25 protein-coding genes are annotated in these 24,539 nt (G+C 62.4%); 9 read left to right on the top strand and 16 right to left on the bottom strand.

Annotation, left to right across the window (positions count from 1 at the left end; genetic code table 11):
- Nucleotides 1–10 precede the first annotated feature (10 nt).
- Nucleotides 11–874 (bottom strand): SDR family oxidoreductase, encoded by an 864-nt coding sequence (locus AC1TQG_RS14015; protein ID WP_482137811.1) that lies wholly within the window; start codon nucleotides 872–874, stop codon nucleotides 11–13.
- A 77-nt stretch (nucleotides 875–951) separates the two neighbouring features.
- Between AC1TQG_RS14015 and AC1TQG_RS14010 the strand changes: the two genes are divergently transcribed.
- The 3 genes from AC1TQG_RS14010 (at nucleotide 952) to AC1TQG_RS14000 (ending at nucleotide 3,758) form a co-directional block, all read left to right on the top strand.
- On the top strand, nucleotides 952–1,584 hold the full coding sequence (locus AC1TQG_RS14010; protein WP_482137810.1) for a TetR/AcrR family transcriptional regulator: 633 nt from the start codon (nucleotides 952–954) through the stop codon (nucleotides 1,582–1,584).
- A gap of 71 nt (nucleotides 1,585–1,655) precedes the next feature.
- Nucleotides 1,656–2,855: an NADH:flavin oxidoreductase gene (locus AC1TQG_RS14005; RefSeq protein ID WP_482137808.1), complete on the top strand. Its 1,200-nt coding sequence runs from the start codon at nucleotides 1,656–1,658 to the stop codon at nucleotides 2,853–2,855.
- Between the two features lie 126 nt (nucleotides 2,856–2,981).
- On the top strand, nucleotides 2,982–3,758 hold the full coding sequence (locus tag AC1TQG_RS14000) for an IclR family transcriptional regulator (RefSeq protein WP_482137807.1): 777 nt from the start codon (nucleotides 2,982–2,984) through the stop codon (nucleotides 3,756–3,758).
- 27 nt (nucleotides 3,759–3,785) lie between these two features.
- Here the strand turns inward: AC1TQG_RS14000 and AC1TQG_RS13995 are convergent, their stop codons facing one another.
- Complete coding sequence (locus AC1TQG_RS13995) at nucleotides 3,786–4,457, bottom strand: PadR family transcriptional regulator (protein ID WP_482137805.1); 672 nt, start codon at nucleotides 4,455–4,457, stop codon at nucleotides 3,786–3,788.
- 107 nt (nucleotides 4,458–4,564) lie between these two features.
- Between AC1TQG_RS13995 and AC1TQG_RS13990 the strand changes: the two genes are divergently transcribed.
- Both AC1TQG_RS13990 and AC1TQG_RS13985 read left to right on the top strand, forming a co-directional pair.
- Nucleotides 4,565–4,912 (top strand): hypothetical protein, encoded by a 348-nt coding sequence (locus AC1TQG_RS13990; protein WP_482137803.1) that lies wholly within the window; start codon nucleotides 4,565–4,567, stop codon nucleotides 4,910–4,912.
- Nucleotides 4,905–5,600, top strand: coding sequence for a Dabb family protein (locus AC1TQG_RS13985; RefSeq protein WP_482137801.1), 696 nt, complete (start codon nucleotides 4,905–4,907; stop codon nucleotides 5,598–5,600). Before AC1TQG_RS13990 ends, AC1TQG_RS13985 begins: the two co-directional genes overlap by 8 nt.
- Here AC1TQG_RS13985 and AC1TQG_RS13980 read toward each other — a convergent pair.
- From AC1TQG_RS13980 to AC1TQG_RS13930, 11 genes are all read right to left on the bottom strand, one after another.
- Nucleotides 5,580–6,446 (bottom strand): alpha/beta fold hydrolase, encoded by an 867-nt coding sequence (locus AC1TQG_RS13980; RefSeq protein WP_482137799.1) that lies wholly within the window; start codon nucleotides 6,444–6,446, stop codon nucleotides 5,580–5,582. The genes AC1TQG_RS13985 and AC1TQG_RS13980 overlap by 21 nt on opposite strands.
- Nucleotides 6,447–6,537: 91 nt before the next feature.
- A complete protein-coding gene (locus AC1TQG_RS13975; protein ID WP_482137797.1) occupies nucleotides 6,538–6,750 on the bottom strand; it encodes a hypothetical protein in 213 nt (70 codons plus the stop codon).
- 47 nt (nucleotides 6,751–6,797) lie between these two features.
- Entirely contained in the window at nucleotides 6,798–7,316 is a 519-nt protein-coding gene (locus tag AC1TQG_RS13970) for a flavin reductase family protein (RefSeq protein WP_482138744.1), read from the bottom strand.
- A gap of 225 nt (nucleotides 7,317–7,541) precedes the next feature.
- A complete protein-coding gene (locus tag AC1TQG_RS13965) occupies nucleotides 7,542–9,227 on the bottom strand; it encodes a 3-ketosteroid-delta-1-dehydrogenase (protein WP_482137795.1) in 1,686 nt (561 codons plus the stop codon).
- Nucleotides 9,227–10,108 carry an SDR family NAD(P)-dependent oxidoreductase gene (locus AC1TQG_RS13960; RefSeq protein ID WP_482137794.1) on the bottom strand — a complete coding sequence of 294 codons (882 nt, stop codon included), beginning with the start codon at nucleotides 10,106–10,108 and terminating at the stop codon, nucleotides 9,227–9,229. Before AC1TQG_RS13960 ends, AC1TQG_RS13965 begins: the two co-directional genes overlap by 1 nt.
- 77 nt (nucleotides 10,109–10,185) lie before the next feature.
- Nucleotides 10,186–11,073, bottom strand: coding sequence for an SDR family NAD(P)-dependent oxidoreductase (locus tag AC1TQG_RS13955; RefSeq protein ID WP_482137792.1), 888 nt, complete (start codon nucleotides 11,071–11,073; stop codon nucleotides 10,186–10,188).
- On the bottom strand, nucleotides 11,070–11,996 hold the full coding sequence (locus tag AC1TQG_RS13950; RefSeq protein WP_482138743.1) for an alpha/beta hydrolase: 927 nt from the start codon (nucleotides 11,994–11,996) through the stop codon (nucleotides 11,070–11,072). Before AC1TQG_RS13950 ends, AC1TQG_RS13955 begins: the two co-directional genes overlap by 4 nt.
- Before the next feature lie 44 nt (nucleotides 11,997–12,040).
- Nucleotides 12,041–13,666, bottom strand: a complete 1,626-nt coding sequence (locus AC1TQG_RS13945; protein ID WP_482138741.1) for a flavin-containing monooxygenase — start codon at nucleotides 13,664–13,666, stop codon at nucleotides 12,041–12,043.
- A 76-nt stretch (nucleotides 13,667–13,742) separates the two neighbouring features.
- Nucleotides 13,743–14,729 carry a VOC family protein gene (locus tag AC1TQG_RS13940; protein ID WP_482137790.1) on the bottom strand — a complete coding sequence of 329 codons (987 nt, stop codon included), beginning with the start codon at nucleotides 14,727–14,729 and terminating at the stop codon, nucleotides 13,743–13,745.
- Nucleotides 14,730–14,782: 53 nt separating this feature from the next.
- The gene (locus AC1TQG_RS13935; protein ID WP_482137788.1) at nucleotides 14,783–15,967 is read right to left on the bottom strand and encodes an acyl-CoA dehydrogenase family protein; all 1,185 of its coding nucleotides are present in this window, start codon (nucleotides 15,965–15,967) and stop codon (nucleotides 14,783–14,785) included.
- A gap of 54 nt (nucleotides 15,968–16,021) precedes the next feature.
- Nucleotides 16,022–17,221 carry a 3-ketosteroid-9-alpha-monooxygenase, oxygenase component gene (locus AC1TQG_RS13930; RefSeq protein WP_482137786.1) on the bottom strand — a complete coding sequence of 400 codons (1,200 nt, stop codon included), beginning with the start codon at nucleotides 17,219–17,221 and terminating at the stop codon, nucleotides 16,022–16,024.
- A gap of 451 nt (nucleotides 17,222–17,672) precedes the next feature.
- Here AC1TQG_RS13930 and AC1TQG_RS13925 point away from each other — a divergent pair, with 451 nt between their 5' ends.
- On the top strand, nucleotides 17,673–18,464 hold the full coding sequence (locus AC1TQG_RS13925) for an IclR family transcriptional regulator (RefSeq protein WP_482138739.1): 792 nt from the start codon (nucleotides 17,673–17,675) through the stop codon (nucleotides 18,462–18,464).
- Nucleotides 18,465–18,539: 75 nt separating this feature from the next.
- Here AC1TQG_RS13925 and AC1TQG_RS13920 read toward each other — a convergent pair whose 3' ends face one another.
- The 3 genes from AC1TQG_RS13920 to AC1TQG_RS13910 form a co-directional block, all read right to left on the bottom strand.
- Nucleotides 18,540–20,102, bottom strand: a complete 1,563-nt coding sequence (locus tag AC1TQG_RS13920; RefSeq protein ID WP_482137784.1) for an FAD-dependent oxidoreductase — start codon at nucleotides 20,100–20,102, stop codon at nucleotides 18,540–18,542.
- A gap of 85 nt (nucleotides 20,103–20,187) precedes the next feature.
- Complete coding sequence (locus AC1TQG_RS13915) at nucleotides 20,188–20,610, bottom strand: VOC family protein (RefSeq protein ID WP_482137782.1); 423 nt, start codon at nucleotides 20,608–20,610, stop codon at nucleotides 20,188–20,190.
- Nucleotides 20,607–21,365 (bottom strand): SDR family NAD(P)-dependent oxidoreductase, encoded by a 759-nt coding sequence (locus AC1TQG_RS13910; protein ID WP_482137780.1) that lies wholly within the window; start codon nucleotides 21,363–21,365, stop codon nucleotides 20,607–20,609. The genes AC1TQG_RS13915 and AC1TQG_RS13910 overlap by 4 nt, the downstream gene beginning before the upstream one ends.
- Before the next feature lie 129 nt (nucleotides 21,366–21,494).
- Here AC1TQG_RS13910 and AC1TQG_RS13905 point away from each other — a divergent pair, with 129 nt between their 5' ends.
- Genes AC1TQG_RS13905 through AC1TQG_RS13895 form a run of 3 tightly spaced genes read left to right on the top strand, consistent with a single transcriptional unit; the run spans nucleotide 21,495 to nucleotide 24,525 of the window.
- Nucleotides 21,495–22,292: an enoyl-CoA hydratase-related protein gene (locus AC1TQG_RS13905; RefSeq protein ID WP_482137779.1), complete on the top strand. Its 798-nt coding sequence runs from the start codon at nucleotides 21,495–21,497 to the stop codon at nucleotides 22,290–22,292.
- Nucleotides 22,289–23,452 carry an acyl-CoA dehydrogenase family protein gene (locus AC1TQG_RS13900; protein ID WP_482137777.1) on the top strand — a complete coding sequence of 388 codons (1,164 nt, stop codon included), beginning with the start codon at nucleotides 22,289–22,291 and terminating at the stop codon, nucleotides 23,450–23,452. Before AC1TQG_RS13905 ends, AC1TQG_RS13900 begins: the two co-directional genes overlap by 4 nt.
- Nucleotides 23,449–24,525, top strand: coding sequence for an acyl-CoA dehydrogenase family protein (locus AC1TQG_RS13895; RefSeq protein ID WP_482137775.1), 1,077 nt, complete (start codon nucleotides 23,449–23,451; stop codon nucleotides 24,523–24,525). The genes AC1TQG_RS13900 and AC1TQG_RS13895 overlap by 4 nt, the downstream gene beginning before the upstream one ends.
- The last annotated feature ends 14 nt before the right edge of the window (nucleotides 24,526–24,539 follow it).

Here is a 24,539-nt window from a genome sequence, read left to right as displayed (position 1 = left end):
AGAACGGCTCCTACAAGATCCGGTTTCGCCCGGTATGACCCCGAAATCGCCTCGCGTAGCTGAAGATTTGGCCGACAGGTACCGGTTTGGGCCAACTATCGGCACGGAAGTAGGCATCCGAACCGCCGTCGACGAATATCACGCTCCCGCAGAGAAAATTCGCGGCATCCGACAACATGAACACCACCCAACGGGCCAGCTCCTTCGGCTCACCGAATCCACCGACTGGGATTGGAAAGCTGCGAATCGCTTTGGCTTCCGAAGGGGTTGCCAATTGGCGCTGGAGCAGGGGTGTGGCAATCGCCCCTGGCGCCAAGACGTTGAGTCTGATGCCGGCTCCAGCCCATTCCGGTGTGACCGCCGCGCGGCGCGCCCACCGACTCACCGCGGTTTTCGAGGCGGCGTACGCGATCGACGGTGCCGCCTTGCCGAAGATCGCCACGGCCCGTTCGGCACGGTCCAGATCTGAGACAAGCAGAGCCCGGATGGCGCGCCGCGGAACAGCCGGTGTTGTTGTCGTCGAATTGCTACCGAACACCACCACTTTCGCGGTCTGCGCACGGGCCAGGGCGTCGCGCCAGCCCTCCAGCAATTCCACGACCCCGAGATAATTCACCTCGTAGATGACTCGCGCGCGCCCCTTTCCCGGAGTCGGCCCGATCCCCGCCGCGAGAACGGCGCCGTCGAGTCGGCCATCGGCCACGGCCAGAACCCGCTCCACAGCCTCTTGCCTCCCGGCCGCGGTCGACAGGTCGACCCGGATCTCAGCTTCCCCGACATCGACCCCGATCACAGTGTGACCGTCGGCGCGGAGCTCATCGACCACCGCTTGTCCCATCCCTGAGGCCGAGCCGGTCACCACATACACACCCATTGCCACTCCCTGCATCGTGCGACAACTGAGGTCATCGACTTTTTGACAGACTAAGACAAAAATGTTGTCCTGGTCACATGCCAGGGCTGCGCCAGACCCGATCACCCCGCAACAGCAACAGGGGTCGACCGTCGGTGATCGACGCCGCCGTCATAGCGGAAAAAGCATTGAAGCTCTGGAGCGAGCGGGGGTACGCCAGTACGAGCTGGGCAGACCTGGCAGCCGTCACCGACATCAGCAGCAGAACCCTCTCACGTCATTTCGCCTCCAAAGCCGAAATCGCTTGGCTCGGTGTCGCTCCGGCCACCGAACGTCTCCGCGAGGCGCTGAACTCCGTTTCCCACTCACTACCGATCGGCGATGCCATTCGGACGTCGGTGGCCCACTCGGTGTCCCACCACCCCCGCATCCGGCGCATCGGAACCGATTGGCTTCGGCTCATCTCCGCCGAACCCGAGCTTGTTGCCATGGCACCCGCCGCATACAAACCGTGGATCGACGAGCTCACAGTCTTCATCCATCGCCGTATCCCTTCCGCTCAGGTTTCGACGTGCCGCGCCCTCGCCAACGCCTACCAGGCCGCGACGTTCTCAGCGCTGCTCGAGTGGACAAATGACGGCGCCGACGGCGATCCGGCCGATGCAGTCGACGCCATGCTCGGCTGGATGGATATCCGCATACCCACCACACCCCCGTCCAGGACGCGCTGATCAGGCGAGTTGTCGCCTACCACATTCCCCGAATCCTTTGCGCCACAGCCCAAGAAGAAGGAGTTCATTACATGACATCCATCGAGACACGCGCGGATCTGTCCGCGATTCCCGATCCGCTCATGCCGGCGAAACTCGGTCCGATCGAGTTACGAAATCGCATCATCAAATCCGCGACTTTTGAAGGGGTCACCACTGGTGCCCTCGTCACCGACGATCTGATCGACTTCCACGTCGCCGTCGGCAAAGGGGGCGTCGGAATGACCACCGTGGCATACCTTGCGGTGTCCCCGGAAGGCCGCACCGAGCGAGACCAAATTTATTGGCGCCCTGAAGCATTGAGCGGGCTACGTCGTTTGACCGACGCCGTGCATGCCACCGGCGCAAAGGTCTCCGCCCAGATCGGGCACGCAGGTCCGGTGGCAAATGCCCGCTCGAATGGTTCACCATCCCTGGCTCCGTCGACGCGCTTCAACTCATTGGCCATGGGCTTCGATCACGCCGCGACCGAAGACGACATCCGCAGGGTCATCGCAGACCATGGTCAGGCCACCCGTTACGCCCGTGACGTGGGTTTCGACGCCGTCGAGGTACATCTGGGCCACAACTATCTGGCGAGTTCGTTTCTCAGTCCAAAGATCAACAAACGCAAGGACTCCTGGGGTGGGTCGCTCGCGAACCGAGCCGAGTTCCCGCGACGCATTCTGGAGGCTGTTGCCGAGGCGGCTGACGGTGAAATCGCAGTCCTGGCAAAGATGAACATGGCCGATGGGGTTCCTGGAGGGTTATGGCTCGACGAGTCATTGCGTTTCGCCCGCATGATCGAAGAGGACGGGCATCTCGACGCCGTGGAACTGACGGGAGGTTCGTCACTTCTGAACATGATGTACCTGTTCCGCGGAGACGTGCCGTTGCAGGCGATGGCAGATACACAAAAGGGCATCTTCAAGCTCGGCGTAAAGGTGGTCGGCAGATCAGTTTTCAAGCACTACCCATACGAGCGGATGTACTTCCGCGAGTATGCACGGCAGTTCCGCGAACAGCTCGATCTCCCGATCGTCCTTCTAGGCGGAATCACCGACCTCGACGCCATCAATACCGCGATGAGCGACGGCTTCGAATTCGTGGCGATGGCACGGGCCTTGCTCCGCGAGCCCGATCTGATCAATCGTATTCAGAAGGACGCGACGACGCGCTCGCTATGCATCCATTGCAACTTGTGCGCGGCCAGCATCTTCACCGGGACCAATTGCCCACTCGCCGCCCCCTAGTGCCACAGGTCGCGATCATCGCCGTCGCCACAGCGGTGATCTGCTTCACAAAAGCGCGCCGCTATGGCATATTACTAATAGAAATAGCCATGTCAGTGACGTATATGAGCGAACAGGAGTGATGTTGTGACTGTCACCCAGGACTTGTCCGAGGAAAGCCAATCGGCTCCCACCGCCATCCTCGACCGGTTGTCGCTGGTACTCGACGCATTCGATGGCAGGGACAACCTGAGCCTCGTAGAGGTGGTGCTGCGCACCGGACTCCCCCGCTCGTCCGCTCACCGAATGCTCGATCGGCTCGTCCAGCTACGTTGGTTGCGACGCCAGGGGCGGGACTACAGCCTCGGCATCCGTTTGGTCGAACTGGGGTCACTGGCCGTGCACCAGGACCGTGTACATGCAGCGTCGGCGGAGCATCTGCAACAGCTTTACCGCACCACCGGGATGGTCGTGCATCTTGCCGTTCTCGACGGTGACGACGTGGTCTATCTCGAGAAGATCGGAGGCCGGCTGGCGGCTCAGGTCCCGACCCGAGTCGGCGGCCGACTTCCGGCCGTGCGCTCTGCCCTCGGCAAGGCATTGCTGGCATACGGAGGTCGGAACGAACCCGGCGACGACTTGATCCGCGAACGCGGAATCGCCACCGAGCGCAGCGGCGCACTGACCGGCTTCGGTTGTATCGCTTCTCCGATCGGGCCGGTGGGCGAAGCAACCACTGCGGTGTCGATCTGTGGACCCATGCGCGCAATGGCTTTCGACAGCCGGATGATCACGCCGGTGCAACTCACCACGCACGCAATATGGCGCAGTATGTCCGTCGGCGTCCGGGTCACCCCGACCTTGCAGCGCCGAAATCTACTGCGTTCGCTCCCCACCGCGGCCAGCGTCCTGGCCGAGGACTGATATCGGCGTCGCTCGGCCGGCCGAAGTTCAGCGCTCCGTGCCCTCGCCGTCTCCCTCGCCGACCGTGCGCCAGATCCCCGGTCGACGAGGGATTGGCATTCCATCGCCATCCAGATTTGCAGCGAGCCGGTATTTGGCAGCTGCCTCGTCGATGTCATCCAAAAGCTCCTCGGCGAGCGCGATTTCGGCTTCGTAGTACCGCTTCGACCACCGCAGGCTCATCTCAGAAAATGCCCAGCCCGGCTCCGACTCCGAGTGTTCGGCGTGCAAATTTGCTCGCCGCGCCATGTCTTTGAGGTTCTCGATATGGACCGCGACGATATCTTTGAGCTGTTCGGGTTCATGAAGGTGCCCCATCCACAGCCGAAGCATCACATTGTGTTTGAGGACCGGCATCTCGACCTGCGCGTCGCGCGACCAGCTTCGCAAAGCGCTCAGGCCCGTCTCCGTGATCCCGTAGACACGGCGGCCACGCACGCCCTCCTCATTCACCATCTGAGAACTGACCAAGTCGAGTTCTTCGAGCTTCTTCAGCTCTGCGTAGACCTGACTGACGGATGGGCTCCAGTAGAAGAACCCGATGCTCCAGTCTGCCCATTTCTTGAGGTCGTTGCCGGTGAGCTGCTCACCGAAGGACAGCATTCCCAGGACCGCCCAGCTGGTCGCGGGAAGGTTCGGAAATTGCTCGTCGCCCGACATAAACTCCGATCTTACAAGGGATTCCACGCAACGACGGCAATCACGTATCTCCCGGCCACTGGGAAAGCCGAACGACGATGGACGGCGTAAGCAATACCGTCTCTCTCATGAACGACCGAACCATCTACATCGTCGACCGCGTTGTGACCAGACCCGGGAGCACCAAAGACTTCATCGGCGCCTACCTCAACGAGTATGCACCAGGCGCAGTCGACCGCGGGATGACCCTCGACCGCGTGCTCGTGAGCCCACCGGTATGGATCGAGGACGAGGGCCACACCGTCACCGTGACCTGGACGGTGGCCGGACCGCAGGAGTGGTGGCGCGCAGCCGTCAACGGACGACACGATCCGGTTCCCTCCCAGTGGTGGAAAACGGTCGATCCCCTGATCTTCGAACGCACGCGTTCAATGGCAGCCGACGCAGACGACATCGAAGGGCTATGCGATGTATAAGATCACCCGCTTGATTCACGTTGTCGACCCGATGGACCAAGCCGCGGTGTCAGCTGTGGTCGAAAGTATCCAGGCCGCCGTGACTTCGATGCCGACCACAACCGCCTTGGTGTCGGCCACGCTTCCCGGTGTCCGCAACGGCGGTGACGTTTTGGTGCACCTGCAGTTCGACCACGAGCAGGCCTGGCAGTCGGTTCGCACCCGACTCGATGCAGTGACCGCCGGCCCACTGATCGACCACGTCGACGGAGTGGAGTACTCCGGTGGCGGTCACCAGAACAATCGGTCCGGCCGACGCGATTCGACCCGAACACCACGCGTCTACCGGTCTTTATTGCTGTGCGTCGACGACTCTGCATCGAAGCTCGCCTTGGAACGGTTCGAAGCTGCGACACTACGGATGCCCCTGCACATTCGTCAGATTCGTGCCTGGCAGCTCAGTCATGTCACCATCGCCGAGGGCAGCACCCTGTGGACGCACGTCTGGGAGCAGGAGTTCGAGCAGATCGAAGACCTGCTCGGCCCGTACATGTACCACCCCATCCACTGGGCACACGTAGACCCCTTCTTCGATCCGGAGAGCACCGACTACATCGTCAAACACCGTGTGTGTCACAGCTTTTGCGAGTCACCGGCGCCGCTCATCGAGGCGGCGCCGGCGCCGCTGTCAACGTTTCAGGAAAGCTGACACAACGTCTTCGAACGCCGCCTTCTGTTCGATCATCACCCAGTGCCCGCAATTCGGGAAGATGTGGATTTCTCCCTGCGGAAGAAGTCGCATCGGGAGCAGTGCCATGTCGACGGGGCTCACCCTGTCGTCCCGTCCCCAGGTGATCAAGGTCGGGACATCGAGACGGCCCAATCGTGCCCAATTCGGAGTGGTCTCCGTACTCCGCATTGCTTCAGCCATACGCGCCAGAGCAGCACGGCCGTACATTCGCCGCGAATTCTCCAGTGTTGCTGGATCGGTCGCCTGCTGCCACCGTTCCTCGATCAGCTCTGCAGTGACCAATGCCGGGTCGTAGACCATGGAGTGTAACCACGCGATGAGCAAGTCTTTGCTCGGCTCTTCGACGAATTCGCTGAGCCGCTTGATCCCCTCCCCGGGGGCCGGGCTGAAAATGCCGGTGCCGGCGCCACCAATCGTGACCAGTCGCTCGACCCGCTCGGGCGCCTGCAGTGCGAAGTCGGTTGCCACAAACCCGCCCATCGAATTGCCGATGATCCGGACCCGATCGATCCCGAGACCGTCGAGAAACGCGTTCACCGCCGCCTGGGCAGAAATCATCGGATGCGGTGCACCGAAATCGTCACTGACCCCGAACCCGGGGAACTCCAGGACGAGGGTGCGGAAATGCTGCGCGAACGTCGGTACGTTGGCGCCGAAATTTCGCCAGCCGGTAACCCCTGGGCCGGAACCGTGCAGCAGCAACAGAGGCGGCCCCTCACCGACCTCACGGTATCGCAGGATGCCGTTCTCGGTCTCCATCTCGAACAGCTCAGGGGCAGTAGATGTTTCATACGATGTACTCATAACCAGAGCGTGCCATCGCCGAACCGTCTCTGTACCAGAAGATCCCAATGAGTGGCCGGTGAGTTTCCCTGAGCCCGCCCACCGAGCCGAATCAGTGCAGGCGCGGGATACGCGTACCGGCCGGGAGTTCAACCGTTGACTCTGACAACGCAGCGTCGCGCACGGCTCGGTCGATCGTGCGTCGCAGTGCACCGCACGATCGATTGCGTTGGCCGATCTCATCGTTCGAATTGGCGATCTCGGGGCACAGGGACGCGTCCGAGGTCCACTGGATCGACGTGTGCACCGCACTGAACTTCTCCACCAGAAAACGGTGTCCGCATAGGTCACAATCGAGCGGTTGCATCGCCATCACCGATCACCGGCCAGACCTGTGCCCACGCGTTCATATTTACCCCTGAAGAAGACCAGCGGTGAATGATCCGCCGCGTGCAGGTGTCGAACCCTGGATACCACGATGGTGTGGTCGCCGGCGGGATACTCGGCTTCGGGTTCTGCCTCGATCCACGCCAGAGAGTCCGTGAGCACCGGCGCACCCGAGGGCGACGGTGTCCATTCGATGCCCTTGAACTTATCCGGGCCCCGAACAGCGAGTTGCCGGCAGATGCTCTCCTGATGTTCCGACAATATGTTGATCGTGTAGCGCCCGGCCGCTCGCACCCGCGGCCATGAGTTACTCGTGGCCGCCACACAGAACGCGACCAGCGGTGGATCGAGCGAGACGGACGTGAATGAATTGGCCGCCAGGCCAGTTGGTACGTTCCCCTCCGGGTCGATACCGGTGATCGCAACCACACCCGTCGCGAAATGCCCAAGCACACTGCGCATCACGTCAGGTGTCACGACCGGAATGGCCGCACCGATATGCATCGTCCCTTGATTGCCGGACCCGTTCGCAGTACATGTCATCTCGATGCTCCTCACTGTTCTTTCAACGTATCTGCCTGGCGTACAACAGTGATCGGACCACGTGCGGCGCCGGGCTCGGTGTCGCGCTTGGCGGAAGTGCTTCGATGGGGGTGAACGTGCGAGGATCACACCAGGACCCGTCTCCGTACCACCACTTCACCACTTGCGCTGCGGTGCGTAGTCGGGTCATGACGACGCGGCGGTTCGAGCTGCGATATATCCGTATACCAAACCCTGACCGATGGTCGCGCCGGCGCCCGGATACGTCGTACCGAACGCGTTCGCCGCCGAGTTGCCGATCACGTACAGCCCGCTGATTGCACTACCGTCTTCGCGCAACGCCCGAGCCTTCGAGTCAGCCCTCACGCCACCGCAGGTACCGAGGTCACTGAGGACCATCCGGACCGCGAAGAGAGGTCCCTGCAGCGGACGAAGGTTGGGGTTCGGAGTGACCGACGGATCGCCGTAGTAACGGTCGTAAGCACTTTCACCACGGTGGAACTCGTGATCCACCCCGGTCCTCGCGTCGGCGTTGACGGTCGTGATGGTTGCCGCCAGCTCTGCCTCGGGCACCCCTATCGACCGGGCGAGCTCCGCCGGCGAGTCGGCGCGGTGCGCGATTCCATTGTCGTACCACGACTTTGGCAACGGTTGCCGCGGGAAGATACCACCGGCGAATAGGTAGGAGTTGCGATACTTCTGATCAAAGATCAGCCACATGTCCTCAACCGGATCACCCATGTGTTCGCGCTCGAGCACGCGCTGACCGAACGACATGTAGTCCTTCGCCTCGTTGATGAAGCGACGCCCGGTCTGGTCGATGATCAACGATCCCGGCAGCGAACGCTCGGCCAACAATACGGCGGGCTCACTGCCCGGCAGGGCGGCCACTGCCGGGAACCACCACGCCTGGTCCATCAGTCCGATCGCAGCGCCGACCTCCTGTGCGATCCTGATGCCGTCGCCAGTGTTACTCGTGGCCCCCAGACTGGCGTGTGGCTGCAACCGTTCCGACTGGAACTTGTTGCGCATCTCCACATTGTGATCGAAACCGCCGGTGGCCAGGACGACTCCTCTACGCGCGACGACCTCGGTTTCGGTGCCATTTCGGTTGACGACGGCGCCGCTCACCCGGCCGTCGGCATCGACGATCAGTCGCAGCAACGCGGTATCGGTCCAGATCGGTATCTGCGCCCGGACCGCGCCCGCAAACAGCCCGGCGGCCAGAGCCTGACCACCCGCCATGTATTCCCGTTTGAGAGCCATCCCGCCGACGCCCAGTGCCAGAGCCTTGAGGGCTCGCGACAATCCCTGTCGAGGCCGACTCGCGATCAGGTTCAACCACTTGTAATCGGCTCCGGTGACGGGCATCGGCAGTGGCGCCTCCAGCAATCCCGGCCGCAACCGCGTTCGCTCGGCCCCCAGCACCGAGGCGTCAAACGGTTTGCACTCGCACGTCCGCCCCATCGCGGAACCACCGGGACGTTCGGGATGGTAGTCCGAATACCCCTTGGCCCACATAAATTTCATCGGCGTCATGCGCGAGAGCATCTCGACCGCGGCTCTGCCGTTCGCGAGAAAGGCGGTGCCGCGATCTGCCGGGGCCGAGTCACCGACCACAGCTTTGATGTAGTCGGCGGCCACCACGCCGTCACCCGGTTGCTCCGCAGCGAGCAACGGATTGGTGGGTATCCAGAAGGCTCCACCCGACCGTGCTGTCGAACCACCGACGTATGGGGACTTCTCGACCACCAGTGCGGAAAGTCCTTCCTCGTGGGCGGTGAGGGCGGCCGCCAGGCCGGTTCCGGCGCCGACCACCAGCAAATCCACCTCATGGCGGGCCCGTGCCTTCAGATCTTCTGTTGAACTCATCAGGAAACTTCTTTCGGGAGAAGCACGCCCATGCGGTCGAGCATGGATCGTGGATCGGCGGGCGGCCGAAGCTCGAGGAGTTGATCACCTCGGCGCTTCATGGCCGCCGCGCACAACTGGTCATCGGAGAAGATCCAGAAGTCGCCGCGGGCGATCTGCTCGATCATGTGCTCGGCAGCGAGCAACGCATCAAGCCCCTTCTCCACATTGTCGCGTTGCATCACTTCGAAAACCGCATTCGCGATCGGGTTCGTGGTGGGCGACTCTCGCTGCGCCGACAAGAATATTTCGCTCCGAATCGAGTGTGGCACCACAGCACTCACCTGAATGGGCGCATGCAGTATGGACAAATCCTGGTGAAGGCATTCGGTCATCGCCAGAACCGCATGCTTGCTGACGATGTACGGCGACTGCACCGCGACCGCATTGAGACCGCCGACCGACGACAGATTGGCGATACACGATGATGTGCCGACCTCGATCATCCGGGGCACAAAGGATCTGAGGCAGAAGAACATTCCGTCGACATTGGTTTGCATGAGACGCTGCCAGCGGGTCGGCTCGATCTCCCAGAGCAGTCCGGCCGACTCCACGCCGGCGTTGTTGATGAGCAACTCGACAGACCCATAGCGCGAGAACAAGTCTGAAGCCATCGTTTCCACGGCCACGGCGTCACCGACGTCGACACCAAATGACGATGCCTTTCCGCCTGTGCTCTCGATCTCGGCGGCGACCTGCGCCGCCCGATCGGCATTGAGATCGGCGATGACAACCGTCATCCCCAGTCTGGCCAGATGCCTGGCCAGGCCCTCCCCGATACCGGATGCCGCTCCGGTGACCACCGCGGTACCGGAAGAATAGCGTTCCTCTGCGAAAGTCATTTCACTCCTTGAAGTCTCGTCCGACCATCCCCACATGGCGATGTCGTTCGGAGGTGCGCCGTGGTGCACATCAGCGGCTACAGTCCTGTTGGTTTGATGTTCGGGTTGGACCAGGCAGGCGGTTCTCTGCGCGGGAGTTCGGTCCGGCCGTCGAGCGACATCACCGGGGTGTCGGTCGCCCACGGATAGTGGAGACTGAACGCGACCAGTCCGGTCCGTTCGGCAGCCGGAACGGTGCACATCTCCAGGACCGTCTGCGCCAAGTACTCGACCGGCTCGGTCTCATAACCCTCCGGCAGCAAGGTCTGCGCGCCCGGGGTCATGATGGCGGTCGATGGACCTACCGCGTTCACTGCGATTCCGTCATCGACCAACTCTGCGGCGAGCCCCTGTGTAAGCCTGTGCTGACCGGCCTTTGCCGCCGCATAGACAACATCGCCGGACGTCTTGTTGTATTCGCGATACGGCCTGATCGGACTGAGTCCGGTAGACGATCCGATGTTGACGATCCAGCCGCCGCCCTGCTTCCGCATATGTGGGATGGCAATCTGGCTGAGACGAAAAGGTACCTTCAGGTAGTGCTCGATGGTGCGGTCGAAGGTGTCCATGGACATTTCGTCGATGGTCGAATAGTCGGCGAAGCCGGCGTTGTTGACCAGGATGTCGATGGCGCCGAAGGTGTCAACCACAGACTCGATGAGTTGGTCTCGCTGATCACCGTCTTCCAGATCTGCCGGAATCGCAACGGCCGTGCCCCCGAGATCTTCGATTGCCGTGATGGTCTCATCCAGTGAACCACCAAGGATGTGCCGCTCGCCGTTGCGCACGGACTCGGTGGGCGCCGACGATCGGGCCGTCACAACCACCGTCGCACCCTCCGCCGCCAGACGTGTGGCGATTCCGCGGCCAATACCGCGACTGCTACCGGTCACCAAAGCTGTTCGGCCCGTGAGTTTTTGTGTCATGAATCCCTCTGACCGGAACGTCGCGGAGTCCCCAGCAACGTCGTCATCATGTTCCACAGTTCAACGCGCGCCGCAGCGGTCAGCGAGAGGCTCGGGAATGTGAGGAAGCCGTGGAACAGTCCATCGAATCGGTGCGCCACGACCGGGACCCCGTCACCGGAAAGGCGTCGCGCATAGTTCTCTCCCGACGTGCAGGGCGGGTCCAGTTCGGCTGTGGCGACGATCGCCGGCGGCAATCCCGCCAGTGACGACGCCCGTGTCGGGACCACGTACGGACTGTGCGAGCCGTGCGGAGCATATTGCTGCCAGTACCACTGCATGGCGCTGGTGGTGTTGTAGTAGTCCTCCCCGTACTTCGCGTACGACTCGGTGGTGAAGTCGTCGTCGATGACCGGATAGATGAGCACCTGACCGGCGATCGGTGCGCCGCCGCGATCGCGGGTCGCCAGGCACACCGTCGCCGCCAGGTTGCCTCCGGCGCTGTCCCCTACAACGAAGAGCCGGTTCGGATCGCCCCCGAGATCCGCGGCATTCGCCGCGGCCCATTGCACCGCGGCGTACACGTCTTCCATTGCCGCAGGCCCGGGATGCTCAGGTGCCAGCCGGTAGTCGACCGCCACCACGATCGCTCCCACGGCCTCGGCCATGGATCGGCACAATTCGTCATGGCTGTCCAGATCGCAGAAGACGAACCCACCCCCATGAGCGAACACGATGACCGGTTGGGCGATCTCGTCGCCAGAATGTGGAATATAGGCACGGAGCTCAAGTGCGCCTCCTGGCCCGGCGATCTCGAGTTCGCGCACCGATTTCATATCGGGTTGGCGTGTCAGCGGTGCCCGTCGCGACACGATGATCTTGCGTACCTCCACGGGAGAATATGCAGTGACGTCAGGAAACCCGGACTCCAACGCGGCGAGCATCGCTTCGACTTCCGGATGGAGGTCCGGTCTGCGTTTCACCGCGCTCAACGCGTCGCCTCGTCTGCGGCGCCGGTGAGCACGAATCCCTTGTAGCCGGCGCCAGCGACCTCGTCGCAAATAGAGCCGTAGTTTCCGAAGCCACCGATATACGGCATGAACACTCTCGGCTTGCCGGCGATATTTGCGCCCATGTACCACGAATTCGCTTGCGGGAACAAGGTTCCCGCAGCCTTCGCGTTGCATTCAGCAACCCATCCGTCAACCGCCTGTTCGGACGCCTCGATGGTGGTGAGCTCGTGTTCTGCAAGATGCTTCAGGCATCCTGCCACCCAGTCGACGTGCTGCTCCGCGCCCAGCACCATGTTGGCCAACACACTGGGGCTGCCTGGGCCGGTGAGAATGAACATGTTCGGAAAGCCGGCGGCGGTCAGGCCTAGATACGTGCGCGGACCGGCCGACCAGTCCTCTTGCAGGGTCTTGCCGCCACGACCACGAATATCGATGCGCGCCAACGCACCGGTCATCGCATCGAAACCGGTCGCGAAGACGAGCATGTCGAGGTCGTACATCGAGCTGGAGGTCCGAACACCGGTCTCGTTGATCTCCTCGATGGGCGTCCGACGCAGATTCACGAGTGTCACGTTGTCGCGGTTGAACGTCTCGAAGTAACCGTCGTCGGTGACGATCCGCTTGGTACCGATCGGATGATCGTCGGGTATCAACTGATCCGCGATCTCCGGATCAGCGACCATCTCACGGATTTTCGCCTCGACATACTCACGCGCGGTGTCGTTGGCTGCCAGATTCGCCGTCTGGTCCGGGAACGCCTTGGCGAACAAGTATCCCCCGCGCTGCCACCACTCGTCGTAGATCCTCGTGCGTTCGGCCTCGTCGACCTCGAGCGCCCCTCGCGGATTGGCGTCGAATGGTGTTCCGCCACCGCTCGATCGGGACAATCGCCGACGCTCGGGGTAGGTGGCCTTGATCTCGTCGATCAACTCCTGCGTCAGCGGCCGATTACCGGCCGGGATCGAGTAGTTCGGACTTCTTTGGAAGACCACAACCTCATCGGCCTCTCGGGCTATCACCGGGATCGATTGGATGCCTGAAGAACCCGTGCCGATCACACCCACTCGTTTGCCTTGGAAATCGACTTCGTGATGCGGCCACTCGCCTGTGTGATAGCACTCGCCGCCGAACGAATCGCGGCCCGGAATGTCGGGCAGATTTGTCGCTGACAACACGCCGGTCGCAAAAATACAGAAGCGGGTGGTCACCGTTGTTCCCGTATCCGTGGTGACCATCCAGAAGCGCCTGTCCTCGTCGTAGACGGCCGACATGACGCGGGTCAGAAAATCGTATGCTCCGCGCAGAGAATGTCGGTCGGCAACATGTTCGAGGTAGGCCAGAATCTCCGGTTGTGTCGCGAACCGCTCGGTCCAGGTCCACTCTTGTTGGAGTTCGGCGTCGAACGAGTAGGAGTAGTCGATGCTTTCGACATCACAGCGCGCACCCGGGTAACGATTGTGGTACCAGGTACCACCCACTCCCTCTGCCGATTCGAAGCCGTGCACCCGCATACCGAGCTCACGTAGCTTGTAGACCGCGTACAAACCGGACAATCCGGCCCCGACTATGACAACGTCGTAATCGCTGTCCTGGGTAATCACACCGCTCACATCCTTGTTGGGATCTTCGATCGTTTGTGCAGAAGGTAGACAAAGTAATTCGCGTTGCAGAGGCAGCTCAGGAGCTGACCTCAACCCTCTGCGCCTCGACATGGCCGCTTGCGGGTTCAGCGTCCGGGTTTCCGATGCCCGCGGCCTTCTGCGCGGCGGCGATCTCTTTGGCCCACAACCACTCGTGACCCCAATAGCTGTCTTTGGTGATTTCTTCAGCGGTGTAGTACGACTCGTCGACCAACATGCCCTCGGTGCCGTATTCGATATCCCAACCGCCCGGCACCCGGACATAGAAGGAGATCATCTTGTCGTTGGTGTGCCGCCCGAGCGTCGACGAGACCGGGAAATCATGCTTCACCACCTCGTCATAGGCTCGCCCGACCGCGTCGAGCGAGTCGACCTCGACCATCACGTGGATCACTCCCGGGTCTCGACCTTCCATCGCCGGCATCAGTGCGAGACTGTGGTGCCGCTGATTGACTCCCATGAACCGGATGCGCATCGGAGGATTGACTCCCACCGGGGACATTCGAAACGCGCCGCGGGACAAGAACCCCAGTGTTTCTGTATAGAACCGGAACGATTCGTCGAATTTCGCCGTCGGCATCACCACGTGGCCGAGACCCTGGGCACCGGTGATGAACGTCTGCGAATATTTCGTCACAACTGGGCTGTGGTCGAGCACCGCTCCGTAGAAGAACTCGAGGGGAGTTCCACCCGGATCTGTCAGGCACAGGCCACCCTCTACGCGGCGCGCATCAGCCAAGTCTTGTGGCATCAAATGGTATTCGACACCGGCCTCGTCCAAAGTGGCTGCCAATCGTCGCAACGCCTGCCCGTCACGCACCTCCCATCCCACTGCCGTGACCCGGTCGACATCGCCTGGTTCGACCGTGAGCCGGGACGCCCGCTCGTCCATCCGGAAGTGCAGGGCGTCGGTTTCGACACCCGAACCCGGCGCGAAGCCGAGAACATCGAAAGCCAAAGTGCGCCAACGGTCGATGTCGGTCGCCTGGACCCGGACATAACCGAGTCCTCTGATCTCAGTCATCGGAGACTCCTTTCAAGAAAAAGTGTGTGGTGAACGGCCGGCCGAATTGGGATTCAGATCATCACCCGAAGAGGACCCGCAGGCACTTCGACATCCAGCGAGGCCATCGCAGCGGCATGATAGGGCGTGCTGCTGACATGGATCGCGTGATGCAGGCCGGCATGGGCGTCACGCCAAAACCGCTGCAGCGGATTGTCCATTCGAAGCGAGTTCCCGCCGGCATGGTCGAAGATCTCGTCCGCCGCACGGACAGCACGCCACGCCGCACGAACCTGATTACGCCTGATCTCGGCGCGCATCGGGAAGTCGATTTCCTTGCCCGCATCGACCAGGTCCCAGACCCGGTCGACGTTCGCCAGCACCTGTTGCCGTGCGGCATCGATCTCCGCAGCTGCCTCACCGAGCGAATGCAACACGTAGGGATCGTCTTTGATCACGTTGCCGGCCGCACCGACACGGTTGCGCTGGTACACGATTCCGGCAGCCAACACCCCTTCGCAGATACCGATGGTGGCTGACGTGATCCCCAGTGGAAACATCGTTGACCACGGCATCCGGTACAGGGTCTCGGTGGCTCCGTACTCCTTGGCCGCCGTTCCGTCGATCACCTTCCCTGCGTCCATCACCCGGTAGCTCGGAATGAATGCGTCTTTCACGATCACGTCCTTGCTGCCGGTCCCACGCAGTCCGACGACATCCCATGAGTCGGCCACGATCTCGTAATCGGTGCGAGGCAGGATGACGTGCAGACCCTGCGGGGGCATGATCGGAGCACCCTTTGCATCGCCCACCATGGCGCCGAGAAAGATCCAGTCGCAGTGGTCGGTGCCCGAAGAGAACTGCCAGCGGCCGTTCAGCACATAACCTCCATCAGCAGGTACTGCGACGCCTCCGGGCATGTACGGCGATGCCTGCCAGGTGTCACTGTTGTCGCCGAGCACCTCGTCTTGCACCTTCGGATCCGCAAACGCGAGCTGCCACGGATGAACCCCGACGATTCCACCGACCCAACCGGCCGAGCCGTACAGGCTCGCCGTCCGCATCACCGCCTCGGCGAACTCCCGCGGATGCGCCTCGAATCCGTCGTACTTCTTGCGTTGCAACATGCGGATGATCCCTGCATGGCGCAGGCTCTTCGCCATATCGTCGGGCAACCGGCCAAGGGACTCCGCTTCGGCTCCGCCCGCACGCAATTCGTCGGCGATCGCTTCGATGTTGTCGAGCACTTCGTGGGTCATGATGACTCCTGAATCAAGATGGATGGAACCGCCGACCGGGCGGCCGGTATGTTGTCAGGCGTTGGTATTGGCCGCAGGTTCGGACTGGCTGGACACACTCTCACCGAAGGCCGTGCGGCCGGCGGCGAGATTCTCTTCCACCTCGGCCTGCCAACTGTTCACGGCACGCTCGGTGTCGATCTCGAACTCGAAGCGATTCACCATCTCTGGTGTGACGTCCTCGACGTCGACGTAAAACTGTTCGTACCAACGGCGGAGCTGGTAGACGGGCCCGTCCTCCTCCGACAACAGAGGGTTATCTATGCGGGACTTGGACTTCCAGATCTTGACATCCTGTTCGAATCCGATCGCGATCCCGTTGGCAACGGCGTTGGCAATGTCGTTGGCAGCCTCATCAGCCATCCCCTCCGCCTTCTTCACAATCACCCCGTACTGCAAGCGGAACGATGTGGGGGTGATCGGGTAGTGGCAATTGATCAGGTACATGCCGGGTTCGCCCGTGAGATCCCCATCAGCACCCCAGAGCTGATCTATCATGTAGGAGGGTCCGAAATATGTTGCATCCGAACGGTTCTCGGAACCATAGTTGGTTGAATCACTCACTCCGACGGCATCGGCCCGAGGCATCGACCGCATGAACTGTGTCGCCGTGTGCCCTTCGAAGACGTTCTGGAAGTGGGTCGGAATGCCATAGTGCACGTAGAAGAAATGTGCCATGTCAACCACATTGTCGACGATTTCCCGGCAATGCGAACCCTCGACATCAACCGAGTTCCACACCCAATCCGTCCAACCGGGCTCGCCATACACCGCGATCTCGGGGATGGCCAGTTCCTCCGGCGGTTTGCCGCCCTGCGGATCGTTCCACACGAACAACTGCCCGCTGGCCTGCATGGTCGGCCAGGTCTTTGTGCGGGCAAGCGGGGGTACGCGACGCGCATACGGGATTGCCGCGCACTTTCCGTTGCCCTGCCATCGCCAGTCATGGAATGGACAGGCGATGGTGTTCCCCTTCACGATTCCCTCAGCCAGGTTGCCACCCATATGGGGGCAGTACGCGTTGAGCACGTTGAGTTTTCCGTCCTCGCCGGCAAACACCACGAGATCCGTTCCGAAGGCAGCGACCTTATGCGGCTTCCCATCATTGAAATCTCGGACGAGGCCCAGGCAGTGCCATCCGCGGGCAAACCGCGCGGGTGGGGCACCTTTGTCGATGACGCGTATCTCCTCGGCAATGTCGGGGCTGGAACTCACAGGTACCTCCTGAGTCGGGCATTGATTACGTGCCGGCGGTGCCGGCGCAGATCGGGATGACTTTCTGCGTCCTGGTGTGATCAGCTTCCCAAGCAACTGAGGGCCTGTGATGCACGTCTCCCGAAGAATGGGATGCCATGTGCTGCGAGCCGCCCCGACGTTTCAGGGATCGGGCGGGATTCCTACGCTGCGTCACCGAACATGTTCAGCAGCAGAATTTTTCGGGATCTCCGTACTCAATCATCGCGCGGGTGTGCCACGATCGGCAAGCAGCGAACAGTACGGCCACCAGCGCAGGGCCTGAGCCGACCGTCTCGATGGTCGCGAGGCGCCGCCCGGACGTCAGGCCTGACACGTTCCGTCCACCAATGCGGGTTCAGCTACGCGGCGGACACGGTACCGTGATCCCCATCACAGATGATTCAGCAGGTCAGGAGATCGAGTGAGCAGAATACGCACCGGCAGCGGTCCAGTGTCGGTTGTCGGACGAATCTCTTTGGTGTTGGAAACGTTCAACGGAGCCGGTCCACTGACACTGGCTCAGGTCACAGCACGGACCGGGCTCCCCCGCTCGTCCGTGCACCGTTTGCTCGAACAACTGACCGCCGAGAGCTGGTTGGCGCGTACGCCGGAGCAGACATACGAGTTCGGCGCCAAGGCCTACGAAATGGGTCAGGCTGCGCTCAACCAGAACCGGCTTCTGCAGCGTGCCCGGCCCCTGATGCACACCTTTGCTCAGCGCACCGGGTTCACCATCCAGCTCGCGGGCCCGGTCGGCGGAGAGACCATCTATCTCGCCAAGGTCAACGGCCGCGCCTCGGGCGCAACACCTTCGGCGGTTGGGCAGCGTATACCGATACACCTCACAGCCGCGGGCAAAGTGATGCTCGCGCACGCCGAAGGAGCCCAGCGAACCGCATTGTGGAGCGATCTACGCCTCAACGAGGACGGTAGCCCGATCGGTCGGACCAGCCAGAGCATCACCTCGCGTCGGCAACTCGACGACGAACTCGGTCTGATCCGTGATCGCGGTGCCGCCTTCGATCGCGGTGAAGCATTCCCGGGCATCGGGTGCGTGGGCGTGTCCATCGGACCGCCAGACCACATCTACGGCAACCTCGGTGGGCTCTCGGTCTGCGGCCCGGCGATGTCGTTGGATTACCGCAAACTGGTTGGGCCGCTTCGTATCGCCGCACGCGAGATCTGGGACAGTTGTGTGGCGGCGGACCTCGCCACGCACTGAGTCGAGACTTCTGTCCCGTCTGCGCGGTTCCCGGACGCGGCTGGCCCTACGGCACCACCGCGGTCCGGGTCTGCACTACTCTGACATCGCGGAAGCGGCGTTGACTGCGCCGGCCATCACCGCAACGGCGCGGTATGCCATGACCATGCCCGTGCCGAGCGGTACCCCCGGGGCAGGATATGCCGCACCCGAGATGGACGCCGACGAGTTCCCCGCGGCGAACAGCCCTGCAACGGTCGAACCGTCCTCCCGCATCACTGCACCGTCACTGTTGATGACTGCGCCGCCTTTGGTGCCGAGATCGCCGAGCACCAGGCGCACCGCGTGGAAGCGCGAGCCGTCCAACGGCTGCAGACAGGGACCAGCCGAGTTGGCGCCCACAAAGAACTGACCGAATGGGTCCTCGCCGCGCCGGAAGTCCTCGTCGCGCCCGGCGCGGGCCTGACTGTTGAAACGATCGACCGCCGTGACCAGCGTGGCCGGGTCGAGACCCAGCTTCTCGGCGAGAGCACCGACGGTTGCGGCCGTGTGCCAAAGTCCGGCCTCCTCGAACGCCTCCCGCTCGGGCATCGGCATGCAGAGGGCGGGCAGGTCATCACCGAACCTGTCATCGAAGACGAGCCAAAATGCATCGCCATCACCCTGTGCCATCCGGCTACGCATCGCCCGGCCCATCTGGTCATACGGGAGCATCTCGTTTGCGAACCGCTCACCCGTCGCGTCGACGATGATTCCCGCGCGCAGACCCAGCGTGAACGCGGCATGGCCGTTCGGGAACAATGTCGCCGGACACCACCAGGACTGGTCGAGGAAGGCCGTGGCCGCACCGACTTCCTGGATCATCCCGAGGGCGTCACCGCCACCGGTCGCAGGGTGCGAGGACGTCCAATCGGCGGTTGGCATCTGCTGGTACGTTGCGCGCAACGTCGCGGAGCGTTCAAAGCCGCCCGCTGCGAGGAGGACACCCGCCCGCGCACGGAACTGCTTCGGGCCGTCGATTGTCTGTACCTGCACTCCGATCACTCGCTTCGCGTCATCCTGCACGAGGTGCTGCGCGGCGGTCCCGAGTCGCAGATCGGCGTTATCCGAGTTGTCCAAGGCCTGCACCATACGAGCGATCCAGGCCTGGCCCCCGTCCAGCACCGATCGGTCGACCTCGTCACCGAACTGGTCTTGCGCCACCGTCGGACGAATGTCTGCCAATCGGTCGCCCAATTCCAATGCCGGGATCGACTTCGCAAAAATGCTGCGCCCGTTCGTGCTGCGCCCGGGAGCATCGAAGTAATCGGGAAAAGGCCGGTGTTCCATGGGGATTCCGACCGAGCTCTCGAGGAACTCGACCACCTGCGGACCGGTCTCCACGAATGCGCGTTGTACCTCTGGTGCAGTGTGGTCACCGACCACTGAGCTGAAGTAGGTCAGTCCCTTCTCGATCGAATCATCGACACCATCGCGGGCCAGGACGTGATTCCCGGGCAGCCAAACGCTTCCCCCGGAATATGCCGACGTCCCACCGAAGAGGTGGGTTTTCTCGATCACGCAGGTTGACAGTCCACGAGCAACCGCCGCCAGAGCGCCTGCCAGGGCAGCTCCGCCCGAACCCACCACCACCACGTCGTACGACTTGTCCCAGTCCATCGTCAAATACTCCCTATCGCTGCGCTTCGTTGAGATCTGCGTGACCTTAAGCGCGGCAGCATGATTGCGACGTGGAGGTTCCCACTCAGTGGTCCTGGTCGGCTCCTGATTTCTGAGTGAACTCGACCAGGTATCCGTCCGGGTCACGGACCATCGCGATCACCATTCCCCCGTATTCTTCCAACACGGTGACGGGCACTTCCACGGTGCCGCCGTGCGCCAAGGCGCGCGCAACCTGCGCCGCCGTGTCTGCGGTGTTGACGACCACCTTGACGAACATGTTGCCGTGATCGGCCTCGGCGATCGGTTGTCCGTCTCGGGCCGCCATCAGTTCCATCCCGGCTGCTCCAGCCCGGACGACCACGACCTCATACTCCGGGGTGCCGAACTCTGCTCCGCGTACGAAGCCGCACCCAGCCGTGTAGAAATCCAGCGAGCTCGCCAGGTCAGAAACCCGGATAGCGGTGAGTGACAATATATTCGGAACAAGATCAACGTTCGTGATCATCGGGTTTGTGACCCTCCGTTGAAGTCCAGCGTCTGGCCGGTCAGGCCGCCCGCCTCATTGGACGACAGATACGCGCAGAAAGCCCCTACTTCGATCGAGTCTCCCAGACGTCCGATCGGGATGGTGGCAAGGATGTTCTCGATCGCCTCCGCGGACATCTTCTCCTCCAGATTCTTCTGATGGCCGAGTGCCACGATGTTCGCGGTGACCCCAAACTGCCCGGCTTCGGCGGCGAGGTGCCGGATGAACCCCTCGATCCCACTCTTACCGGTGGCATACATCGACACATTGATGTTCTGCCCGGTGCGGGCGGAGCCCGAAGAGATCTGCACGATACGGCCCCATCCCGCATCGCACATCCCATCGATGACGCTCTTGATGCAGTTCATCGCACCGTAGATGTTGAGATCGATCGAAGGTGCCCACTGCTCCGGTGAGAGCTCCCGAAAAGGACTGTGGTTACGCCCCTCTGCGACGCCGGCGTTGTTCACCAGGATGCCGACGTGGCCACCCAGCGCTTTCTCGGCGCCGCGGACCGACTCGGTGACCGCGTCCAGGTCGGTCACGTCGAACGGGGCGGCGATCGCAGCGTTACCCTCTGCAATGATCTCCGCCACCACCTTCTCCGCCCGATCCGCATACAAGTCATTGACGATGACCGTGGCTCCTTGGCGCGCAAGTACTTTCGCGATTCCCTCGCCAACACTTTGCCCCGCACCGGACACCAACGCAATCTGACCTTCCAAGCTGAACACATGCACTCCTTGTCGCGGCCGCGAGCGGCTCGTCGTCACGAACGAATGTGTTCCAGTTCACTGGAGCGGCGCATAATTGTCAATCAATATTGGATTCTATTTTGTATCCAATCTGTTAGCGTGGCCGACATGACAACCGAGAAACCCGCGGTGGTCGCGGCTCCGATTCTCACCGCGGTCTCCGCCGGTGTCGCTCACCTCACCCTGAACAATCCGCGCCGCAAGAATGCGATCACGCTCGAGATGGCCGCGCTGATAGGCGAATTCTGCGATCAGGTGGAACGCGACACGGACATAGGTGCGGTGGTGGTGAGCGCTGCCGGAGAATACTTCTGCAGTGGCGCCGATACCCGTGATCTCGCGGCCTCCTCATCGGACCCCGCATCACCGGACGCGGTCGCGCGTACGTCTGCCGTCTACGGCGCGTTCGTGCGGGTCGGCAACCTGCCGGTACCGACAATTGCCCGGGTGACAGGAGGCGCCGTCGGAGCCGGCTTGAACCTGGCCATGGCCGCCGACCTGATGGTGATCACTCCTGATGCCGTTCTCGAAAGTGGTTTCCTGGCGCGCAGCATCCACCCTGGAGGCGGTCACCTCGCGTTGCTCGGGCGTGCGGTCGGTTGGTCCGAGACCGTCGCGATGGCCGCCTGCGGGCACTCCCTCACCGGCGAACAGGCCGTGCAACGCGGGTTGGCGCACGCGGCTGTTCCAGAGGATGAGATCGACTCCTACATCGGTGAACTGACCGGCCCGGCGGCTGCGGATCCTGAATTGACCCGACACGTGATGACCAGTGCCCGACTGGAACTCGGCCCACCCGGAGTCAGCTGGTCGTCGGCACTCGAGATCGAGCGTGGCGTCCAGATGTGGTCGATGTCCCGCAAGGGTCAGAGCAATTGGTCTTCACGAGGACCCCGGCAGTCATGACCACGACACCAACAACGTCGACGGCCACCATCACCGATGCGGAGCTCGAAAATCTACGGCGCGACGTCCGGGCATTCCTCCGAGCAGAACTCGACTCTGGAACGTTCACTCCCACCACGGACAGTTGGATGACCGGATTCGACGCTGCCTTCAGTAAGCGCTTAGGGCAACACGGCTGGCTCGGCATGACCATCCCGGCCGTCCACGGAGGCCACGGTCGCAGTGCGCTCGAACGATTCGTAGTGACCGAAGAGCTGCTGGCCCACGGGGCCCCCGTTGCCGCGCACTGGATCGCCGATCGCCAGATGGCTCCGGGGATTCTGGCAAACGGCTCCGCGACGCAAAAAGAGCGTTACCTACCCGGTATCGCGCAGGGGCAGCTCTTCTTTGCCATCGGTATGAGCGAACCTGACGCGGGATCAGATCTGGCAGCCGTCCGGACACGGGCGACGGGTCATGCGGGCGGTTCATGGTCGATCAGCGGGACCAAGGTCTGGACCACAGGTGCCCACCTCGCCCACGCAATGGTGCTGCTGGCGCGTAGTGATGGAGAAGCAGGAGACCGCCACGAAGGGCTATCTCAATTCGTCGTCGACCTACCAAACCCGGACATCGAGATCCGTCCACTCCAAAGTATCGATGGCGCTGCACATTTCAACGAGGTCATCTTTCACGATGCCCAAGTTGGATCCGATGCGCTACTCGGCCGGCGCGGCGGCGGGTGGCAGCAGGTGATGAGCGAACTCGCTTTTGAGCGTTCGGGTCCCGAACGCTACCTGTCCACGATGCCGCTCCTGCGGTCGTGGTCAGAACTCCTGCGTCGAGACGGCGCGACAGACGAACAACGGGTGACACTGGGCACTCTGACCGCGCGTGCTTGGGCGCTGCGCCGCATGTCCCTGGCGGTGGCCGCCGAGTTGGCTGCCGGCGGCAAGCCCGACATGCTGGCCGCGATGGTCAAGGATCTCGGCTCCACCTTCGAAGGCGACCTCGTCGAGGCCATCCGGTCATCGGGTGCGCCAACCGCCATGCGTGACGGCGGCACCCCATTCGCCCATCTTCTGGCGACCAGCGTCCTGCACACACCAGCTTTCACCTTACGTGGAGGCACCAACGAGATCCTGCGGGGTATCGTCGCCCGAGGACTGGGGGTCCGATGACCGAGTTGACGGCCGAATTGGTCTCTGCGGCAAACGCAATGGTGGATCGTCTCAGTAGTGACACCCGTTCACCCGGACGGGTGGACATCGCGCTCTGGGCAGCACTGACCGATGCGGGTTTCACCGGTATCGGCATACCCGAAGAGTCCGGCGGGAGCGGCGGTGATCTGGCCGACGCCCTGGCAGTGCTCTCGACGATAACCGAAAAGGGTGCGCTGACACCATATCTGGAGCACACCATCCTTGCGTCCTGGTTGGCAGCTACAGCCGGTCACCAACTCACGGCGGGTACCGCGACTGTGGCGGTGGCAGCCGATCGTTGTCTCGCCAGCGAGTCCGATACCGGAGTTGTACTCGATGGTGTCGTCACCGACGTCGTCCACGTCGGGGCGGCCGACACCCTCGTCCTGCTCCTCACCGGCAAGGGAGCCGGCGACCGCCCCTCCGTAGCCGTCATTGATCTGTCGAATGACCGCCTCACCGTGGCGCCCGGCACGGACCTGCTCGGAGCTTCGGTGGGTACGGTCACCTTCGCGGCGACCCCCACGCTGTTTCATGCGCCGTCACCGATCGATCGTGCGGAGTTCGATCAGCGAGCTGCGCTCGCCTATGCTGTCGCGCTGGGTGCGGTGACGCGTGCAATCCGCGACGAAACATGCCGCTACGCAACCGAACGCACACAGTTCGGACGACCATTGGCCAAGTTCCAAGCCATCCAACAGCGACTGGCAGGCTTGGCCGCTCTCACCGCCTTCGTCGACACCGCAACCGCGTCAGCGGTCGAGACAAAGGGATCCGGCAACGCCTCGATGGCGATCGCCGTCGCCAAGCTCGTCACATCATCGTCAGCCCGCGAGGTTGCCGCGGCCGGCCACCAGATCCATGGCGCGATCGGATTCACCTCCGAGCATCGCCTGGGTAGGTTCACGACGTCCCTGTGGACGTGGCGTGATCGACATGGTTCTGAACGCCGATGGGCGGAATACATTGCAGCACAGGTTCTCGACAATCAGGTCGACCTGTGGGATGCGGTGGTTGGCCTGGAATCGACCACAGAGGAGAAGCCGCAGTGAAGGCCACCACGAAG

It is taken from the genome of Williamsia sp. Y844 (genome assembly GCF_056786475.1).
This window is presented reverse-complemented; position numbering and strand designations above follow the sequence as displayed.

Bases quoted from the DNA above. Each gene is read 5' to 3' on its own strand.
- AC1TQG_RS13960 (WP_482137794.1), bottom strand. From the start codon at position 10,108: ATGACTTTCGCAGAGGAACGCTATTCTTCCGGTACCGCGGTGGTCACC.
- AC1TQG_RS13955 (WP_482137792.1), bottom strand. From the start codon at position 11,073: ATGACACAAAAACTCACGGGCCGAACAGCTTTGGTGACCGGTAGCAGT.
- AC1TQG_RS13900 (WP_482137777.1), top strand. From the start codon at position 22,289: ATGACCACGACACCAACAACGTCGACGGCCACCATCACCGATGCGGAG.
- AC1TQG_RS13920 (WP_482137784.1), bottom strand. From the start codon at position 20,102: ATGGACTGGGACAAGTCGTACGACGTGGTGGTGGTGGGTTCGGGCGGA.
- AC1TQG_RS13980 (WP_482137799.1), bottom strand. From the start codon at position 6,446: ATGAGTACATCGTATGAAACATCTACTGCCCCTGAGCTGTTCGAGATG.
- AC1TQG_RS13990 (WP_482137803.1), top strand. From the start codon at position 4,565: ATGAACGACCGAACCATCTACATCGTCGACCGCGTTGTGACCAGACCC.
- AC1TQG_RS14010 (WP_482137810.1), top strand. From the start codon at position 952: ATGCCAGGGCTGCGCCAGACCCGATCACCCCGCAACAGCAACAGGGGT.
- AC1TQG_RS13940 (WP_482137790.1), bottom strand. From the start codon at position 14,729: ATGACTGAGATCAGAGGACTCGGTTATGTCCGGGTCCAGGCGACCGAC.
- AC1TQG_RS14015 (WP_482137811.1), bottom strand. From the start codon at position 874: ATGGGTGTGTATGTGGTGACCGGCTCGGCCTCAGGGATGGGACAAGCG.
- AC1TQG_RS13950 (WP_482138743.1), bottom strand. From the start codon at position 11,996: ATGCTCGCCGCGTTGGAGTCCGGGTTTCCTGACGTCACTGCATATTCT.
- AC1TQG_RS13985 (WP_482137801.1), top strand. From the start codon at position 4,905: ATGTATAAGATCACCCGCTTGATTCACGTTGTCGACCCGATGGACCAA.
- AC1TQG_RS13965 (WP_482137795.1), bottom strand. From the start codon at position 9,227: ATGAGTTCAACAGAAGATCTGAAGGCACGGGCCCGCCATGAGGTGGAT.
- AC1TQG_RS13935 (WP_482137788.1), bottom strand. From the start codon at position 15,967: ATGACCCACGAAGTGCTCGACAACATCGAAGCGATCGCCGACGAATTG.
- AC1TQG_RS13995 (WP_482137805.1), bottom strand. From the start codon at position 4,457: ATGTCGGGCGACGAGCAATTTCCGAACCTTCCCGCGACCAGCTGGGCG.
- AC1TQG_RS13905 (WP_482137779.1), top strand. From the start codon at position 21,495: ATGACAACCGAGAAACCCGCGGTGGTCGCGGCTCCGATTCTCACCGCG.
- AC1TQG_RS13915 (WP_482137782.1), bottom strand. From the start codon at position 20,610: ATGATCACGAACGTTGATCTTGTTCCGAATATATTGTCACTCACCGCT.
- AC1TQG_RS13970 (WP_482138744.1), bottom strand. From the start codon at position 7,316: ATGCATATCGGTGCGGCCATTCCGGTCGTGACACCTGACGTGATGCGC.
- AC1TQG_RS13895 (WP_482137775.1), top strand. From the start codon at position 23,449: ATGACCGAGTTGACGGCCGAATTGGTCTCTGCGGCAAACGCAATGGTG.
- AC1TQG_RS14005 (WP_482137808.1), top strand. From the start codon at position 1,656: ATGACATCCATCGAGACACGCGCGGATCTGTCCGCGATTCCCGATCCG.